14 protein-coding genes and 1 tRNA gene are annotated in these 18343 nt (G+C 66.4%); 12 read left to right on the top strand and 3 right to left on the bottom strand.

Going from position 1 to position 18343, the window contains the following annotated elements:
* Positions 1-434: 434 nt before the first annotated feature.
* Positions 435-725 (top strand): hypothetical protein, encoded by a 291-nt coding sequence (locus DVU99_RS06615; protein WP_232823485.1) that lies wholly within the window; start codon positions 435-437, stop codon positions 723-725.
* Positions 726-925: 200 nt separating this feature from the next.
* On the opposite strand, the gene mutS is transcribed toward DVU99_RS06615, so the two are convergent.
* On the bottom strand, positions 926-3505 hold the full coding sequence (gene mutS / locus DVU99_RS06620; protein ID WP_232823486.1) for a DNA mismatch repair protein MutS: 2580 nt from the start codon (positions 3503-3505) through the stop codon (positions 926-928).
* Between the two features lie 275 nt (positions 3506-3780).
* Between mutS and DVU99_RS06625 the strand changes: the two genes are divergently transcribed.
* The 9 genes from DVU99_RS06625 (at position 3781) to DVU99_RS06665 (ending at position 13056) form a co-directional block, all read left to right on the top strand.
* Positions 3781-5181, top strand: a complete 1401-nt coding sequence (locus tag DVU99_RS06625) for an amidohydrolase family protein (RefSeq protein WP_114239400.1) — start codon at positions 3781-3783, stop codon at positions 5179-5181.
* Positions 5168-6316 carry a dipeptidase gene (locus DVU99_RS06630; protein ID WP_114239401.1) on the top strand — a complete coding sequence of 383 codons (1149 nt, stop codon included), beginning with the start codon at positions 5168-5170 and terminating at the stop codon, positions 6314-6316. The genes DVU99_RS06625 and DVU99_RS06630 overlap by 14 nt, the downstream gene beginning before the upstream one ends.
* A 214-nt stretch (positions 6317-6530) precedes the next feature.
* Positions 6531-7271 (top strand): SDR family NAD(P)-dependent oxidoreductase, encoded by a 741-nt coding sequence (locus DVU99_RS06635; RefSeq protein ID WP_114239402.1) that lies wholly within the window; start codon positions 6531-6533, stop codon positions 7269-7271.
* A gap of 108 nt (positions 7272-7379) precedes the next feature.
* Positions 7380-7886, top strand: coding sequence for a CinA family protein (locus tag DVU99_RS06640; protein WP_114239403.1), 507 nt, complete (start codon positions 7380-7382; stop codon positions 7884-7886).
* A 123-nt stretch (positions 7887-8009) separates the two neighbouring features.
* Positions 8010-9047 (top strand): recombinase RecA, encoded by a 1038-nt coding sequence (gene recA / locus DVU99_RS06645; protein WP_114239404.1) that lies wholly within the window; start codon positions 8010-8012, stop codon positions 9045-9047.
* Positions 9048-9193: 146 nt separating this feature from the next.
* Complete coding sequence (locus tag DVU99_RS06650; protein ID WP_114239405.1) at positions 9194-9694, top strand: regulatory protein RecX; 501 nt, start codon at positions 9194-9196, stop codon at positions 9692-9694.
* 83 nt (positions 9695-9777) lie between these two features.
* Positions 9778-12414: an alanine--tRNA ligase gene (alaS, locus tag DVU99_RS06655; protein WP_114239406.1), complete on the top strand. Its 2637-nt coding sequence runs from the start codon at positions 9778-9780 to the stop codon at positions 12412-12414.
* 266 nt (positions 12415-12680) lie between these two features.
* The gene (gene csrA / locus DVU99_RS06660) at positions 12681-12887 is read left to right on the top strand and encodes a carbon storage regulator CsrA (protein ID WP_114239407.1); all 207 of its coding nucleotides are present in this window, start codon (positions 12681-12683) and stop codon (positions 12885-12887) included.
* A 76-nt stretch (positions 12888-12963) separates the two neighbouring features.
* Positions 12964-13056 (top strand) — tRNA-Ser (locus DVU99_RS06665).
* 324 nt (positions 13057-13380) lie between these two features.
* Here the strand turns inward: DVU99_RS06665 and DVU99_RS06670 are convergent.
* Both DVU99_RS06670 and DVU99_RS06675 read right to left on the bottom strand, forming a co-directional pair.
* Complete coding sequence (locus tag DVU99_RS06670; protein WP_198670207.1) at positions 13381-14706, bottom strand: hypothetical protein; 1326 nt, start codon at positions 14704-14706, stop codon at positions 13381-13383.
* A 91-nt stretch (positions 14707-14797) separates the two neighbouring features.
* Positions 14798-15598, bottom strand: a complete 801-nt coding sequence (locus DVU99_RS06675; protein ID WP_157971369.1) for a LytTR family DNA-binding domain-containing protein — start codon at positions 15596-15598, stop codon at positions 14798-14800.
* 228 nt (positions 15599-15826) lie between these two features.
* Here DVU99_RS06675 and DVU99_RS06680 point away from each other — a divergent pair, with 228 nt between their 5' ends.
* Both DVU99_RS06680 and DVU99_RS06685 read left to right on the top strand, forming a co-directional pair.
* On the top strand, positions 15827-17050 hold the full coding sequence (locus tag DVU99_RS06680; protein ID WP_198670208.1) for a M48 family metalloprotease: 1224 nt from the start codon (positions 15827-15829) through the stop codon (positions 17048-17050).
* A 157-nt stretch (positions 17051-17207) separates the two neighbouring features.
* Complete coding sequence (locus tag DVU99_RS06685) at positions 17208-18326, top strand: YXWGXW repeat-containing protein (RefSeq protein ID WP_114239411.1); 1119 nt, start codon at positions 17208-17210, stop codon at positions 18324-18326.
* Positions 18327-18343: the final 17 nt, after the last annotated feature.

The following is an 18343-nucleotide window of genomic DNA, read 5'->3' on the forward strand; positions in this document are numbered from 1 at the left end:
TGTATTCAACGACTCGGTCCGCGTGGGAGCCGAGCACCGAGAAAAGGGTCTATGTGGGGGGCATCGGGCGATAGGCCCAATGGGTAGTTGCTGCGTAGTCCAACAGCCACGACAGCACGCATTTGCGGCGATCCCGTGTGTCGGGCCTGCGCGTGTCGGAAGCGGTGGCAGGCTTGGCGCGGTGCGCTCATCCGGTGCTCCTGGCTGACGATGCTTGGCTGGCGATGGCTGGCTTCCCTAGGACTGTACGCAGCCCAGGGCATTCACGGAATTCGTTTTTATTGATGCATTTCATAGGTGCCGGCTATGAATATGCGCAACGCCCGGGGAGGTCGCGAAGCTTGGCCTCGAACGAGGTGATGGGTGCGTGATGGCCGCGATGATGTCCCGTTAAACCGCGGCTGCCCGCTTCACGCGGACCAGACGGAAGCTTGATGACGATCCACCGCATCAACGACGCGTGGAGAAAGGCCGTGGCCGATTCGATCGAGGAAGGCGCCCTGGTGTTCGTGGCCGATGGCGAGGACGGCATCGGGTCGGTGCGCCGTCTGTTGCCCGAAGAGAATGCGTTGCTGGTCTACATCGAGAACGCCGGGGATTTCGTGATACCGGCCAAGGGCGTGCGCGCCGTCCACTCAGGCAAGGTGGTGCTCGACCTCGACCACTTGCCCCGGTCGGTGCTGGACGCGATCGGCAAAGCGCGACGCTCCGAGTATCCGCATTGAGGCGTGCTGTGGTGAAAGAGGCGGCGCAGTTCAGGGTTGCGCAAGCCCCGAACCCTCACCCCAACCCCTCTCTCCCACAGGGACTACCTTCGAGGCGCCGCAGGGAGAGGGGCTAGCTGGGCGGACCTGGATGGGAGCAATTCTTACCCCTGGGGGGACGGTGCCGGCGGTCGGAGCGGGGCGGCTGAAACCGAACGCAATCAGCCCAGCGCCTTCCGCCGGTACAGCGCTTCCAGCGCCTCGCGTGGCGAGAGCGCGTCCGGGTCGATGCCTTCCAGCACACGCTCCACCGCCGACGGTGCCGTGGCGAACAGGCCCAGCTGGGGTGATTCCTGCGCCGGTGCCTTGCCAGTAGCGGCCGAGGCCTGCTGGTACATGCCGCGCTCCAGCTCGGCCAGCGTGCGGCGGGCATCGGCGATCACCGACCTGGGCAGGCCGGCCAGCGCGGCCACCTGCAGGCCGAAGCTGCGGTTGGCAGGGCCTTCCTTCACGGCGTGCATGAACACCAGTTGCTCGCCGTACTCCACCGCGTCCAGGTGCACGTTGGCGATGCTCGGATATTCGTTGGCCAGTTCGGTCAATTCGAAATAGTGCGTGGCAAACAGCGTGTAGGAGCGGCTGCTGGCGGCCAGGTGCACCGCGGCCGCGCGCGCCAGCGCCAGGCCATCGTAGGTGCTGGTGCCGCGGCCCACTTCGTCCATCAGCACCAGGCTGTGTTCGGTGGCGTTGTGCAGGATGTTGGCCGTTTCGCTCATTTCCACCATGAAGGTGGACTGGCCGCGCGAGAGGTCGTCGCCTGCGCCGATGCGGGTGAAGATGCGGTCGATCGTGCCGATCACCGCGCGCGAGGCCGGCACGTAGCTGCCGATATGCGCGAGCAGCACGATCAGTGCGTTCTGGCGCATGTAGGTGGACTTACCACCCATGTTCGGGCCGGTGATCACCAGCATGCGGCGACTGTCGTCCAGCGCCAGATCGTTCGGTTCGAACGGTTCGTCGCGCACCTTCTCCACCACCGGGTGGCGGCCGCGCTCGATGGCGATGCCCGGATCGTCGGTGAGTTCGGGCGCGCTCCAGTCGAGCGCGGATGCGCGTTCGGCCAGGGTCGACAGCACGTCGAGTTCGGCCATCGCCGAGGCCGCGCTCTTCAGCGGCTCCAACTGCGCGATCAAGGTGTCGAGCAGCGCCTCGTACAGGGCGCGCTCGCGCATCAGCGAGCGCTCCTTGGCCGACAGCACCTTGTCCTCGAAGGTCTTCAGTTCTTCGGTGATGTAGCGTTCGGCGTTCTTGGTGGTCTGGCGGCGCGTGTAATGCGTGGGCGCCTTGTCGGCCTGGCCCTTGCTGATCTCGATGTAGTAGCCGTGGACGCGGTTGTAGCCGACCTTGAGGGTCGGGATGCCGCTGGCGGCCTTTTCGCGTTCCTCCAGCTCCACCAGGTACTGGTCGGCGTGGGTGGCGAGGCGGCGCAGTTCATCCAGCTCGGCGTCGTAGCCGTCGGCGATGACGCCGCCGTCGCGCTGCAGCACCGGTGGCTGCGGCACCACCGCACGGACGAGCAGGGCGGCCGTCTCGGCGTGGTTGCCGATGCGCGCGACCAGGGCATGCAGCAGCGGGCTGTCCAGCATCGCGATCAATCCGCGCAGCTCGGGCGCAGCGGCCAGGCCGTCGCGCAGGGTGGACAAATCACGTGGGCGCGCGGAACGCAACGCCACGCGCGCGAGGATGCGTTCCAGATCGCCGATGCCGCGCAACTGGTCGCGCAGCGCCTCGTACTGGCGGTTGTCGATCAAGGTGCCGATCGCCTGGTGGCGGCTGCGCAGCAGCTCGCGCGAGCGCAGTGGGCGATTGAGCCAGCGGCGCAGCAGGCGCGCGCCCATCGGCGTCACCGATTCGTCCAGCACGCCCAGCAGGGTGTGCTCGGTGCGGCCGCTGGGGTGGGTGTCCAGTTCCAGGTTGCGGCGCGTGGCGGCGTCCAGTGCGATCGTCTCGCCGGCGCTTTCCACCGCCATGCCCGACAGGTGCGGCAGCGCGCTCTTCTGGGTTTCTTCCACGTAGCCGAGCAGGCAGCCGGCTGCGGCGATGGCGAGCGGCATGCGGTCCACGCCGAAACCGCCGAGGTCGCGCGTACCGAAGAAGCGATTGAGCTCGCGTCGCGCTGCGTCGCCGTCGAAGTGCCACGGCGGCCGCTTGCGCAGGCCGGGCAGGGTGCTGACGAACTTCGGCCAGGCCACATCCTCGCCAACCAGGGTTTCGGCCGGTTGCAGGCGCGCCAGCTCCGAGGCCAGCGCTTCGGCGCTGGGTACTTCGCTGAGCAGGAAGCGGCCACTGGCCAGATCCACCCAGGCCAGGCCGTAGGCGCCATGGGCACCGGCGCTGATGGCCATCAGCAGGTTGTCGCGGCGCTCTTCCAGCAGGGCAGCGTCGGTCACCGTGCCCGGCGTGACGATGCGCACCACCTTGCGTTCCACCGGTCCCTTGGCCAGCGCCGGATCGCCGATCTGCTCGCAGATCGCCACCGACTCGCCCAGCCGGACCAGCTTGGCCAGGTAGTTCTCCACCGCGTGATAAGGCACGCCGGCCATCGGGATCGGCTGGCCGGCCGACTGGCCACGCTGGGTCAGGGTGATGTCGAGCAGCCGCGCCGCCTTGCGTGCGTCGTCGTAGAACAGCTCGTAGAAGTCGCCCATGCGGAAGAACAGCAGCACGTCCGGGTGCTCGGCCTTGGCGGCCAGGTACTGGCGCATGAGTGGGGTGTGGCTTTCGAATTCCTGGGAGGCCATAACGTGCTGTTCTGTCGGGCCCGGCGGGAGCGCCGGCCGTGGCGGTGGGGCAGGGGCTGCCCGTCGAAAAAATGTCCGCAAAGATAACCCAATTGCGCCGGCATGTATCCCGGCGAAGTACCGGCAACGACCACCAGGCCCCGGCCAATGGGCGATGTTGCCGCGTTGGCCCGGGTTCCGTGGACAGGCATGATTTTGCGGCGGCCATCCATGGAGAGGGGCGTGGCGTTGCTGCCCTTGTCAGGTGAAAAATCCGGCCTGTAGGATCGTTCGCCATGTACCGACCCTACCGATCCGCCCCATCCTTGCTGGTGCTGGTCCTTGCACTGGCCGCTCCCCTCACGTTCGCGACGGACAGCGATCCCGGCAAGCCATCGGCAGGCGATACCTCCACGCTTTACACGGATGCCACCGTGATCGATGGCACCGGTGCGAAACCGCGAGCCCATCAGGACATCCTGGTGCGCGGCGAACGCATCGTCGCCGTGGGGCGGCATGGCTCGCTGGCCGCCGCGGCGGGCAAGGACGTGCACACGGTCGACCTGAAGGGGGATTACGTGATCCCTGGCCTGATCGACAGCCATGTCCACATGGCCACGCCGCCCAATGCCAGGCGCGCCCAGGCCATCCTGCGTCGCAACCTCTATGGTGGCGTGACCGCGGTGCGCGACATGGCCGATGACCTGCGTTCGGTGGGCGAGCTGGCGCGTGAGGCGCGTGCCGGGGAGATTCCCGCGCCGGATATCTACTACGCCGCGGTGATGGCGGGCCCCAGCTTCTTCGCGGATCCCCGCGTGGCGGCGGCCAGCTTTGGCGTGACGCCGGGCAAGAGCCCATGGATGCAGTCCATCGATGACGACACTGACCTGCGCGAAGCCGTCACCCTGGCTCGTGGTACGTCGGCCACCGCGCTCAAGGTCTACGCGGACCTGCCACCCAACCTGGTGAAGGCGATTACTGCCGAGGCGCATCGGCAGCACATCCTGGTGTGGGCGCACAGCGCGGTGTTCCCGACCCGTCCGCTGGACGTGATCGATGCCGGCGTGGACGTGGTGAGCCATGCCTGCTACCTGGCCTATCAACTCGAGCCGGTGATGCTGCAGTCCTATGAGGACCACACGCCGTTCCACGATGAGCTGCTGGCGCCGAAGGGTGATGACCCGGTGATGGCCGGCCTGTACAGGGACATGCTCAAGCACGGCACCATCCTGGATGCCACCGGCAGCCTGTTCGTGCGCTACGACGCCGAGCGCAAGACCCATCCCGACCGCAAGCCGCTGCGCTGCACTGGTCCCACCACCATCCGCCTGGTGCGCCAGGCCTGGAAGGCGGGTGTGCCGATATCCACCGGCACCGACAACGACAGCGGCGTCGACGACCCGTGGCCCACGGTCTACCAGGAAATCAATTTCCTCAACCACGACGTGGGCATGCCGCCGCTGCAGGTGATTCGTTCCGCCACCCTGGTTGGCGCGGAAGCGGCCGGGCAGGCCAAGGACATGGGTAGCATCGAGGCCGGCAAACTCGCCAATTTCGCGGTGCTGTCGGCCGATCCGCTCAAGGATCTGGGCAACCTGCGCAGCATCCGCATGACGGTGAAGCGGGGGCACGTGTATCCGCGTGCCGATTATCGACCGGTGACCAACGACGAGATGGGTTCGGATGACGACGATTGATCGGCGGACGTTCCTGACGGGGGCGGCATGGGCAGCGGCGGCATCGATGCTGCCGTGGGAAGTACAGGCTCGGGGCGCGACCCCGGCGGAGGCGGGCGTGGTGGACAGCGGGATCATCATCAACGCCTTGGGTGGACTCGATGATCCCAATCGCCAGTCGGACAGCCTGGTGCCGGAAATCACCCCGCGCGTGCTGGCCGAGGCGCATGCGTCGGGCCTGACCGCGGTCAACATCACGCTGGGCTACGTGTCCGGGCCGGACGACCCGTTCGAGGCCAGCGTGCGTGACATCGCCGCCACCGATGCACTGGTGCGCCAGCACGAGCAGGACCTGCTCAAGGTGCTGACCGTCGCGGACATCCATCGCGCCAAGGCCGAGAAGAAGGTCGGCCTGATCTACGGCTTCCAGAATGGCGCGATGATGGGCCAGGACGCCAAGCGCGTCGACATCTTCGCCGACCTGGGCGTGCGTGTGTTCCAGCTCACCTACAACCCGGCGAACCAGCTCGGCGATGGCTCGATGGCGCCGGAGAATCGTGGGCTGACGCCGTTTGGTCGCGAGGTGGTGGCCAGGCTCAACGCGCGTCACGTGATGGTCGACCTCTCGCACAGCGGCGAGCAGACCTGCCTGGAAGCCGCGCGCGTTTCCACCGCGCCGATCTCGATCAACCACACCGGCTGTCGCGCCGTGACCAACCTGCCGCGCAACAAGACCGACGCCGAGCTCAAGGCCGTGGCGGAGCGGGGCGGCTTCATCGGCATCTACTTCATGCCCTTCCTCAATGTCTCCGGACATGCCCATGCCGAAGACGTGGTCGCGCACATCGACCATGCCGTCAAGGTGTGCGGCGAGGACCACGTGGGCATCGGCACCGACGGCTCGGTGACCCAGATCGACGACCTCAAGGCCTACCAGGCGGCGCTGGCCAAAGAGATCGCCGAGCGCCAGGCCGCGGGTATCAGCGCGGCCGGCGAACGTCCGGATACCTATCCGTTCGTGGTCGACCTGCGCGGCCCTGACCAGTTCCGCAAGCTGGAGCAGCTGCTGGCGCAGAAGGGCTATTCCAGCGGACGGATCGAGAAGATCCTCGGCCTGAATTTCCTTCGCTACGCCCAGGCCATCTGGGGCGCATGACGCATGCACCGGACGTCTCGCGACGTCCGGTGCCGCGAGGGTCGGCTGGCGCGTCGTCGCTACGGCGCGTTTCCGTTCGATGCGGGTTGCAGTGGCACCGTGGCGATGTGCCACGCGGCCGCGCGTGCAGGTTTCACGCGATGCACGCGCACCCTGCCGGTATACCTCTGCAGGGCCCTTGCGGGCCGATAGTCCATTCCAGAGGAGAAGCCACATGCGTTTCAAGGACAAGGCGGTGATCGTCACCGGCGGCGCCAGCGGCATCGGCGAAGCGAGCGCACGACTGTTTGCGGCCGAAGGCGCGCACGTGGTCATCGCTGATTTTTCCGAGCACGGGCAGGCCGTGGCCGACGCGTTGTCGCAGGGCGGCACGCGCGCGCTCTTCATCAAGACCGATGTGACCGATGCCGCGGATGTGCAGCGCATGGTCCAGCAGACGGTGGCAGCGTTTGGCCGGATCGACGTGTTGTTCGCCAACGCGGGCATCGCCAACGATGGCCCGGTGGACCAACTGGGCGAGAAGGCCTGGGATCGCACCATCGCGATCAACCTGAGCGGCGTCTACCTGTGCGACAAATACGTGATCGAGCAGATGCTCAAGCAGGGCGGTGGCGTCATCGTCAATTGCGGCTCGATCCACAGCCACGTGGGCAAGGCCGGTGTCACCGCGTATGCCGCCGCCAAGGGTGGCGTGAAGCTGCTGACGCAAACCCTGGCGATCGACTATGCGCCCAGGGGCATCCGCGTCAACGCGGTGTGTCCGGGCTATATCGACACGCCGCTGCTCAAGGAGCTGCCGCCCGAGGCCAAGGCCGAGCTGGTCAAGCTGCACCCGATGGGGCGGCTGGGCCGGGCCGAGGAAGTCGGTCGTGCCGTGCTGTTCCTGGCCAGTGACGACGCATCCTTCGTCACCGGCTCGTCGTTGCTGGTGGACGGCGGCTACACCGCGCAGTAATCCCGGCCAGGCCGTGCGGGGCGGGTCGCGCTTCCGCACGGGCTTGGCGTGGGGCGAACGAGCGGGTAGAACGGTCGTCCCCACCGGCCCCCGTCCCCAGGAGTCCCCATGTCCGTGTCCGTCCCCACCGATGCCGAGCTGCGCGTGCTCGCCGAGCAGGTAGCCCAGAGCGTGCAGCAGCAGCGCATGATGATGGTCACGGCCGAGTCGTGTTCCGGGGGCTGGATCGCCAAGACCCTGACCGACCTGCCGGGGAGTTCAGGCTGGTTTGACGCTGGCGTGGTCACCTACAGTTACGAGGCCAAGGAGGCGCTGCTCGGGGTCAACCCCGCGACCCTGCAGCGCACGGGCGCGGTCAGCGAGGAAACCGCGCTGGAGATGGTGTCGGGCGCGCTGGCGCGCTTCGGCGCGGGCGTGGCGGTGGCCGTCACCGGCATTGCCGGGCCCAGTGGCGGTACGCCGGACAAGCCGGTGGGCACGGTCTGGGTGGGCTGGAAGCGGCGTGGCGGCTATGCCCGCGCCCAGCTGTTCCATTTCGACGGTGACCGCGAGGCGGTGCGGCGCCAGACCGTGGCGGCCGCGCTCAGGGGCGTGCTCCAGACCCTGACCGACTGAGGCGCCAGATCCTGCCGGGACGGCTTGACGGGTGTGGGATACTGGACGTTCTGAGATCGCAGCCCGTGAGACAAACCGCGGGCATGATGCCTTTCATTCACTGCCACTCCGGGATTCAAGACGATGGATGACAACAAGCGCCGTGCGCTCACCTCCGCCCTCGGCCAGATCGAGAAACAATTCGGCAAGGGCGCGGTCATGCGCCTGGGCGACCGCACCGACGACGCCATCGAGACGGTCTCCACCGGTTCGCTGGGCCTGGACATCGCGCTGGGCGTCGGCGGCCTGCCGCGCGGCCGCATCGTTGAAATCTACGGTCCGGAATCCTCGGGCAAGACCACGCTGACCCTGCAGGTCATCGCCAACTGCCAGAAGAACGGCGGCACGGCGGCCTTCGTCGACGCCGAGCACGCCCTGGACCCGACCTACGCCGCCAAGCTGGGCGTCAACGTGGACGACTTGCTGGTGTCCCAGCCCGACACCGGCGAACAGGCGCTGGAAATCGCCGACATGCTGGTGCGCTCGGGCGCGGTGGACGTGGTGGTGGTCGACTCGGTCGCCGCGCTCACGCCCAAGGCCGAAATCGAAGGTGAAATGGGCGACTCCCACGTCGGCCTGCACGCCCGCCTGATGAGCCAGGCGCTGCGCAAGCTCACCGCCAACATCAAGAAGTCCAACTGCCTGGTGATCTTCATCAACCAGATCCGCATGAAGATCGGCGTGATGTTCGGCAGCCCGGAAACCACCACCGGCGGCAACGCGCTTAAGTTCTACGCCTCGGTGCGCCTGGACATCCGTCGCATCGGCGCGGTGAAGAAGGGCGAGGAAGTCATCGGTTCGGAAACCCGCGTCAAGGTGGTCAAGAACAAGGTGGCCCCGCCGTTCCGCCAGGCCGAGTTCGAGATCCTCTACGGCGAGGGTTCCTCGCGCGAGGGCGAGATCATCGAGCTGGGCGTGGCGCAGAACCTGATCGACAAGTCCGGCGCCTGGTACAGCTACAAGGGCGACCGCATCGGCCAGGGCAAGGAGAACGTGCGCCAGTTCCTGCGCGACAATCCGGCCATCGCCAACGAAGTCGACGCCGAGCTGCGTGCGCGCCTGCTCACCACCGGCAGCGGCAAGGGCACCCCGGTGTCCGAAGAGGCGATGGAAGAGATCTGATCCCGAGCCGGCGGCTGTGCGATGGCCCATGAGGCAGGCCACAGTTCGCTCGTCGTCCCTGCGCGAGCAGGGATCCAGCGACTTCAACGGCGCTGAACTCCCGCTGTGGCGGGAATGACGCGCCCAGGCCGGCTTTCGAGGCTCCCATGAAGCGCCGCTCCGATAGCGAGGATGGCAAGAAGCCCAAGCCCAGTGCCTACAACAAGGCGCTGGGCTTGCTGGCGCGCCGCGAGCACTCCCGGCGTGAACTGCGGCTCAAGCTCAAGCAGGGGGGCTACGAGGGCGAGGAGGCCGGCGCGGCGCTGGACCGCCTCGGTGAGCAGCACTATCAGGACGACGACCGCTTCGCCGAGATGCTGGTGCGCAGCCGGGTCGCCCAGGGCTATGGTCCCATGCGGCTGCGGGTCGAACTGAAGAGCCACGGGCTGTCCGACGCCCGTATCCGGGCCGTGCTGGACGCCGCCGAGGTGGACTGGGTCGCCAGCGCGGCTGCCCAGCTGCGCCGCCGATACGGCGCAGCTGGGGCGCCGGACCCCGCCGAAAAGGCCAAAAGGGCGCAATTTCTCTTGCGTCGGGGCTTTCCCGCCGCCACAGTACGGAGTGTTACCCACGCCGACGTGGACGACGCAGCCGACGACGATGCCTGACCTCCCCGCAGCTGGGGCGGGTAGGCGTCGCTTCGGCGCCGCCACCCGGGCGTGACCCATTCCGCCAGGTCTTCCCCAGCCGCATGAAAACCGCCGAAATCCGCTCGACCTTCCTCGACTTTTTCCGCTCCAAGGGGCACACCATCGTGCCGTCCAGCTCCCTGGTGCCGGCCAGCGATCCCACGCTGCTGTTCACCAACTCGGGCATGGTGCAGTTCAAGAACGTGTTCCTGGGCAGCGAGAAGTTGCCGTACGTGCGCGCGGCCGACGTGCAGCGCTGCCTGCGAGCCGGCGGCAAGCATAACGACCTGGACTCGGTGGGCTACACCGCCCGCCACCACACCTTCTTCGAGATGCTGGGCAACTGGTCGTTCGGCGATTACTTCAAGCGCGATGCCATCGCCTATGCTTGGGAACTGCTGACCTCGGTGCTCAAGCTGCCCAAGGACAAGCTGTGGGTCACCGTCTATCACACCGATGACGAGGCCTACGACATCTGGAACAAGGAAGTGGGCGTGCCGGCCGAGCGCATCGTGCGCATCGGCGACAACAAGGGCGCGCCGTACGCGTCGGACAACTTCTGGCAGATGGCCGATACCGGCCCCTGCGGTCCGTGCACCGAGATCTTTTACGACCACGGTGAAGGCATCGCCGGTGGCCCGCCGGGCTCGCCGGACGAGGATGGCGATCGCTACATCGAGATCTGGAACCTGGTGTTCATGCAGTTCGATCGCGCGCCCGACGGCACGCTGTCGCCGCTGCCCGCGCCGTGCGTGGACACCGGCATGGGCCTGGAGCGTCTCGCGGCCGTGCTGCAGCACGTGCATTCCAACTACGAGATCGACCTGTTCCAGCACCTGATCAAGGTCGCGGCCGGACTCACCGGCACGCCGGATCTCGCCAACAAGTCGCTGCGGGTGATCGCCGATCACATCCGCGCCTGCTCGTTCCTGATCGTCGATGGCGTGCTGCCGTCCAACGAAGGCCGTGGCTACGTGCTCCGCCGCATCATCCGCCGCGCGCTGCGCCATGGCTGGATGCTGGGCGTGCGCGGCGATTTCTTCTGGAAGATGGTGCAGCCGCTGGTCGAGGAAATGGGCGAGGCCTATCCGGAACTGGCGCAGAAGCAGGCCTTCGTCGAGGACGCACTGCGCACCGAAGAGCGCCGCTTCGGCGAGACGCTTGAGAACGGCATGCGCCTGTTCGACGCGGTGGCCGCCAAGACCAACGGCAGCATTCCCGGCGCCGATGCCTTCCGCCTGTACGACACCTATGGCTTCCCGGTCGACCTCACCGCAGACATCGCGCGCGAGCGCGGGCTGACGGTGGACATGGACGGCTTCGAGCAGGCCATGAAGGAGCAGCAGGAGCGCAGCCGCGAAGGCGGCAAGTTCGAGGCCAAGGGCCAGATGCCGGCCGAGCTGGCCAGCCAGCTCTCGCCGACCGCGTTCCTCGGCTACGAGGCGCTCACCAGCCAGGGCAGCAAGGTGGTCGGCATCGTGCGGGCCGGCAAGCAGTTCGACCAGTTGGAAGAGGGTGAGGAAGGCCTGGTCATTCTCGACCGCACGCCGTTCTACGCCGAATCCGGCGGCCAGGTTGGCGACACGGGCGCACTGCAGAGCGTGGCCGGCTCGTTTGCCGTCGCCGATACGCTCAAGATGGGCGGCGTGTTCTTCGGCCATGCCGGTCGCTGGCATGGCAAGCAGGCGCTGCGCGTGGGCGACACCGTCGAGGCCAATGTCGACGGCCGCCGCCGCCAGGCCATCGTGCTGAACCACTCGGCCACCCATCTGCTGCACGCCGCGCTGCGCAAGGTGCTGGGCGAGCACGTCACGCAGAAGGGCTCGCTGGTGGCGCCGGAACGCCTGCGTTTCGACTTCGCCCATTTCAAGCCGATGAGCGCCGAAGAACTGCGCGAGATCGAGAGCCTGGTCAACGCCGAAGTGCGCCGCAACGAGGCTGCCGAGGTGCATCACATGGGTTACAACGAGGCGATCGAATTCGGCGCCATGGCCCTGTTCGGCGAGAAGTACGGCGACGAAGTGCGCGTGCTCAAGATGGGTGGTTTCTCCACCGAGCTGTGCGGCGGCACGCACGTCAGCCGTACCGGTGACATCGGACTGTTCAAGATCGTCAGCGAGGCTGGCGTGGCGTCGGGCGTCCGCCGCATCGAGGCGGTGACCGGCGCTGGCGCGCTGGCCTACGTGGCCGACGAGGAGCGTCGCCTGGGCGAGTTCTCCCAGTTGTTGTCATCGTCAGGTGACGACGCCGTGGAGAAGCTGCGCCAACTCTTCGACAAACAGAAGAAGCTCGAGCGCGAATTGGAGTCGCTCAGGGCCAAGGCCGCCGGCTCGGCCACGGCCGACCTGGCCTCCACCGCGCAGGACGTCCAGGGCATCAAGGGCGTGGTGGCCCGCCTGGAGGGCCTGGATGCCAAGGCTCTGCGCGCCAGCATGGACCAGCTCAAGCAGCAGCTGGCCGATTGCGTGATCCTGCGGGCCGGCGCAGCCGACGGCCGCGTGTCGCTGGTGGCCGGCGTGAACGGCAAGGCTTTGGGCCGGATCAAGGCCGGCGATGTGGTGTCCCACGTGGCCAGCCAGATCGACGGCAAGGGCGGCGGTCGTCCCGACATGGCCCAGGGCGGCGGTTCCGACACTGCCGAATTGCCGGGCATCCTGAACGGTTTGGCGGGTTGGATCGGCGAGCGATTGGCTTCCTGAAACAGGTCAACCAACCGGACTCCGTTGCCGTTTACGCATTGCACAGCCATCGGACGCTCGGCTAGTATCCAAGCACTGCCGACACCGATGGTTGCGACGGTGTCGCTCGACATGGCATTCGCAGGGGATGCCGCGTCTGTGAACCGGGGAAGGCGGTAGGGCCTTCGGCGGATTAATTGATCGTCGAACTGTCCAGACGGTGAAGCTCAGGGGTGAGGCAACACCGTCTGTTGGCCTATGACCAAAGTATTCATGGAGTGGCAAACATGTTGATTCTGACCCGCAGGGTCGGTGAAACCTTGATGATCGGTGACGAGGTGACCGTTACCGTTCTGGGCGTTAAGGGCAACCAGGTGCGTATTGGCATCAATGCGCCAAAAAACGTTGCCGTGCATCGTGAAGAGATCTACCAGCGGATCAAGAACGAGCACGATCCGGATGGCAGCGCCTCCGGGGACACTGGCGAACACTGACAAGCAAGAAAAGGCTTTACCTCGAGCGCGCCGGTTAGTATCCTTGCCGGCTCCGCAGTAATGCGGACGAAAATCCGGAGAGATGCCCGAGAGGCCGAAGGGGCTCCCCTGCTAAGGGAGTATAGGGTCAAAAGCCTTATCGAGGGTTCGAATCCCTCTCTCTCCGCCAGTAAGTTGCGTAACTGGCTGACATGCGCATTCTTCCCAAAGAAGACAGGCATGCTTGGATACATTACGCATGCAAGGAAAGGCGCTGATGGCGCCTTTTTTTGTGCGTGGCATTTGCCTGCATTGGGCCAATCCGTCGCATCTTGCACGGTACGCGCGTCATGCACTGCCTTGATGTGCTTCGCCGCAAATGACGGCGCTCCTCTCGCAGGCTGGCGTGCCAGCCGCAGTCTTCGATCTCCCTCGGCGGTGCTCCTTGCGGGTTGCGGGCGACTTCGCCTGGGCGACGAGGATCGCCATTGCCCATGGTGTACGCCGGCTTTTACTACCGGTGCTGCCGGAAGATCCACTCGCGTATCGGTTCGATCGTGTAGGCGATGCGCCAGGTGTTGCGATGGCCGCTGGCGCCGGCGGTTGAGGCGCCCGGTGGAATGACGCTGCCCTTGGCGAAGGTCACGTAGTTGATCGGGCTACCCTGGGCATCGATCTTGTCGAAGGCGGTGCGGAACTGCTTGGCCGTCCAGGTGCCGTCCCAGGTCGCACGGCTGATCTTGGCGCCGTTCCTTGCCAGGACTTCAGTGATGGCGTTCTCGCCGGGGAATGCCTTGTCGTCGTCCTGCGAGACCAGGATCCACAGCTTTTGTCGGACCAACGGCTTCACCAGTGCCGGGTCCCACTGACCGGCGACCAGGAAGGATGCGGCGAAGAAATCCGGGAACTTGATGCCCATTGCGATCGACATCATGCAGCCGCCGGACTGGCCGGTCGCGTAGAGCCGCCGGCGATCGATACTGTATCGGCTTGCCAATTCCTCGATCAGGTCGATGGTGGTGTCAAGCATGGCCGAGGTGTGCCCGTCGTCATCGGCGATGATTTCGGCGTATTGCGGCGCCAGCACGAACGCGGGGCGCTGGGCCTGGTCTTGTGGACTGGCCCAGGCAATCGCGCCGAGCCCTTGGTACAAGGTGGTACGCGTCACGTCGCTGGTCGCGCCGGCATCGTGCATGAACAACACCAGCGGATAGGTGCGCTTCGGATCGTAGCCTTTCGGGACGAAGAGGTTGTAGCGCAGTGTTTTGCCGGTCTTGGCATCGTGGAATTCGAGCTGCCGGAAGTCATCGACGATCGGATTCTTCACCATCGTCGTGGTCAGCGCGGTGTTGCTCGCCGCGACGCGTTGGTCATGGATCGTCTCGAGGGGACCGGTCTGAAACAGCGTGGCCCGGGGCAGTTTGTAGGTTGTGTCGTAGAACGGGATGTCGCCGGCATTGCCCGGGCCGCCTCGTCCGTTCGACCCGGCGGAGCTTCCCGGCGTGGCGCCCGTCTTGTTGTCACCCGGTGGCGTGATCTTCTCGGCAAGGAGGGCGTTGGTGTCCGCGGGCGAGAGCGTGACGATGACGAAATGGCCGGACGCCGCGCGGTCGGCGGGATCAGCCGAGGTGCTGGTAAACGCGCCGGTGACGGTGCGTCCTTCAACCTGGAAGCTCGCGGGCGACAGATTCGTCCCTTGAATCGGCGTGTCGTAGGCCACGGCCACGGCGGTCAGGCGGATGCCGTCGCCGAAGACTTGGGTGATGGCCGTAGCGCTGCGAGCGTGGCCTGCGCCACTTTTCGCCAGGGCGGGGGCGCCGACTGCCACCAGCGTGCCCACGCCGACGCTGATGCGAAGGAAATCCCGGCGGGATGGCACAGGCCGTACTCCTTTGGGTTCCGGATGCGTACATCACGCATGACGGGTATGTTCAGGCAGATGTTTTCGCGAGCTCCATGCGGGTTGCAAGCTGTTTTCGGTACAGGCGGCTGACGCGCACGGTTTGCCCGCTGCGAAGACGCAGTTCGGCGTCTCCATTGGTGAGCGACTTGAGATCCTGGATGCGCTCGATGCATACCAGGGCGCGACGATGCACGCGGACAAACTGCCTGGAATCCAGCTGCGCCTCGAACGCAGTGATGGTCTGCCGGATCAGGTAGGTGTTCTGCCCGGTGTGCAAGGCCAGGTAGTTGCCCTGTGTCTCGATCCAGTCGACTTGGTTCATGGCCACCAGGATCTGCCGGCCGCGCATCTTGGTGGTCACATGCGTGAGGGGACCCGCCGTCACGGGGCGATGCGTGGCGGGTGTCCCCGCATCGGTCGGATAGCGGCGTCCGAGCAGGCGCGCGGCTACCACTTGTGCACCCAGCGCGTAGGCCAGCAACACGCCGTTGTCCGTGACCTGCCAGTACAGCTCGTGCGCAGTCGGCAGCCAGCTTCGGTAGAAGGCCCACGCAGCCAGGATGCAGGAAAGCACGCTCAGGCCCAGCGCCAGACCGACCACGCCGAGCGCTTGCATCAGCAGGTTGCGCCATGGCCGGAGCGCCGTCAGTGGAAATCGTTCGCTCCACCACAGCAGGGCCGGGGTCGCCATGGCGCCGATCAGGGCGGCCCCGAGCATGCGCAGCGCTTCGTGGATCATGCCCAGGTGGGTACCCGCTTCCGACGCGCGCAACAGATTGCCGGGCTCGAGCATCACCAGGAAGGCCAGCCAGTAGGCAAAGCCGAACATGCCCCGGCGTAGCCACGGAGAGGGCGTCCGTTGGGATGGCGTACCGGCAACGTTCATGGGGGCCAGTCTGCCGACGGCCGGCCACTCCGTCCATCACCGTGATGGCACGGTGGCTTTTGTGCCGGGGCGTGCCGGAACGGTGGTGAACCGGTCTGGGGGAAGACTCCGTGGATTCATAGGCTTGCCCGATCATTCCGGAGAGGGCAAGCGATCATGGAAACGACAGGCATGCGTTGGTGGCGCGTCGGCTGGGTCGGCATGGGACTGCTGTCACTGGCCGCGATCGCGCACGCACAGGTCCCCATCCCGGCCATTCCTGCGCGCGAAGTGCAGGTGAATCGCCTGCTGGATGCGTACTGGTTGGCTGGCCGGATCGTTCAGCTGCTGCTTCCACTGGTGTTGCTCTGCAGCGGGTATGGCGCTCGCCTTTGCCGTGGCTTGAGTGCGTGGGTGCGCGGCTCGCGCTTCCTCACCGAGGGTCTGTTCGGAAGTGCCTATGTCCTGCTCGGTGCGCTGGTCAGCCTGCCCATCGATTATGGCCGCCATTACCTGTTGCCCAAATCCCTCGGCTGGCTGGGTGACGAAACACGTGGTCAGTGGCTTGCGGGGCAACTGCTGGGCCTGCTCCCCTGGCTGGTCGCCGCGATGTTGCTGCTGTGGGTTCCCTATGCGCTGATGCGGCGCAGTCCCCGGCGATGGTGGCTGTGGGCGACGTTGGCCGTCATTCCGGTCACCGTGTTCTTCCTGATCGTCCAGCCGCTGTGGATCAAGCCACTTTCCGCCCAGTACGAGCCCCTGGCCGACGGCTCGTTGCGCGCGTCGATCGACGCACTTGCCGCGCGCTGCGGCCTTGTCCACGTGCCGGTGGTGGTGGGCGGGAACGATACCGCGGTCTACGGCCTGGGCCCGACCGCGCGTATTTTCCTGCAGCAGGATTTGGCCTCGACGGAAACGCCGGGCCAGATCCGGTTCACGGTGGCGCATGAGCTCAAGCATTACGTGCTGGCGGACAACTGGAAGTTGCTGCCCATCATCGCGCTGCTGGCGCTGGCCGGCTTCTGGCTCACCTATCGGATCGGCGGCCATGCGACGCGGCGCCTGCATCGGCGCTTCGGATTTGCGCGAATGGATGATCCGGCCTCGCTGCCCTTGCTGGTGCTGTGCATGACCGTGCTGTGGCTGGCGGTGACACCGGCGTTCCTGGCCTACAACCGCTACATCGAACGCGAGGCCGATCGCTTTGGGCTGGAGCTTTCGCACGAGAACGAGGCGGCCGCGCGGCTGTTCGCATCCTGGGCGGGAGAGGGGACGGATTGGGTGCAGCCGGACCGTTTTGCGCTCGCGTTCTTCTACACGCATCCCTCCATCGCGGAACGCATGCGCATGGCCAATGACTACCACCCCTGGCTGGAGGGCAAGCCCCTGCGCTACGCGGGTTCATGCGAAAGATAAGCCTGCCAGCCTCATGCGCCAACGCCCCGTAAGCTTCACGACATTCATGCCCCATGCAAGCTGCTGAACCTCATCGAACCGTCACGGCAAGAACGGGTAGGGCGCTGCGTGTCATTGGGCGTTAACCTGCGTGCATACACCCGCAGGAGGAGCGGCCATGGAAAAGTGCCTGCATGATCATCGCGTAGCGCATCGCCGGCTGCGTTCGGCTGCGCTGATCCTCGCCATGGCCGCCTGTGCGGCTGTGCCCCTGGGGGCACAGGCGGGAGTCTCGATCGGCGTAGGTATTTCCGTGGGCGTACCGCCGCCGCCGCTGCCGATATACGTGCAGCCGGCGATTCCAGCACCGGGTTACATCTGGGTGCCGGGCTACTGGGCGTGGGATGGCGACGGTTATTACTGGGTGCCGGGCACCTGGATCCTGCCGCCGTTCGTGGGCGCCTTGTGGACGCCCGGCTGGTGGGGCTGGTCGGGAGGCCTCTACGTGTTCCACGCGGGCTACTGGGGGCCGCACGTGGGGTTCTACGGCGGCGTCAACTACGGTTTCGGCTACACCGGGGTGGGCTATGTGGGGGGCTACTGGCGTAACGGCGGCTTCTACTACAACCGCTCGGTGAACCACATCGACAATGTGCACATCACCAATGTGTACAACCAGACGGTGAACAACGTCACCGTAAACCGCACCAGCTTCAACGGTGGCCAGGGCGGCCTGACCGCACGCCCGACACCGCAGGAGGCGGCGTTCGCACGCGAGCAGCACGTTGCGCCGGTGGCCGCACAGGTGCAGCAGGGCAACCTGGCCGCACGCGATCCGTCGATGCGTGCCTCGTTCAACCACGGTGCGCCCGCGGTGGCCGCCACGCCACGCGCGGGCTCGTTCAGCGGCCAGGGCGTGGCGGCGTCGCGAGGCTCCATCGGGCAGGCTTCGCCGGCCGCAGCGACGGTCCAGCACGCAGCGACGCCGGTACAGCAGGCGCCGCGCAACAACGACATGGCATTGCGTTCGGCCGGCTTTGCGCCACACGCTGCTGGCACGGGCACGCCGCAGGCGACGGCCGCGGCGGCTACTCACGCCGGCAATGGCAACTACGCGGCTTCGGGCAGCCGCGCGACCTACGCGTCGCACAATGCGGCGCCGCACGCCAATTATCCATCCAGTTATCACCCACAGCAGGCCTATCACGCCCAGGCCTATCACGCGCCGGTGGCACGCCCTGCGCCGCAACATGCGCCAGCGTCGCACGGTGCACCGTCGCACGAGGAGCATCATTGAGCCTTGGCGACGGGAGG

This window comes from Dyella sp. C9, assembly GCF_003332825.1.
In the GTDB taxonomy this organism is placed as follows: Bacteria; Pseudomonadota; Gammaproteobacteria; order Xanthomonadales; family Rhodanobacteraceae; genus Dyella.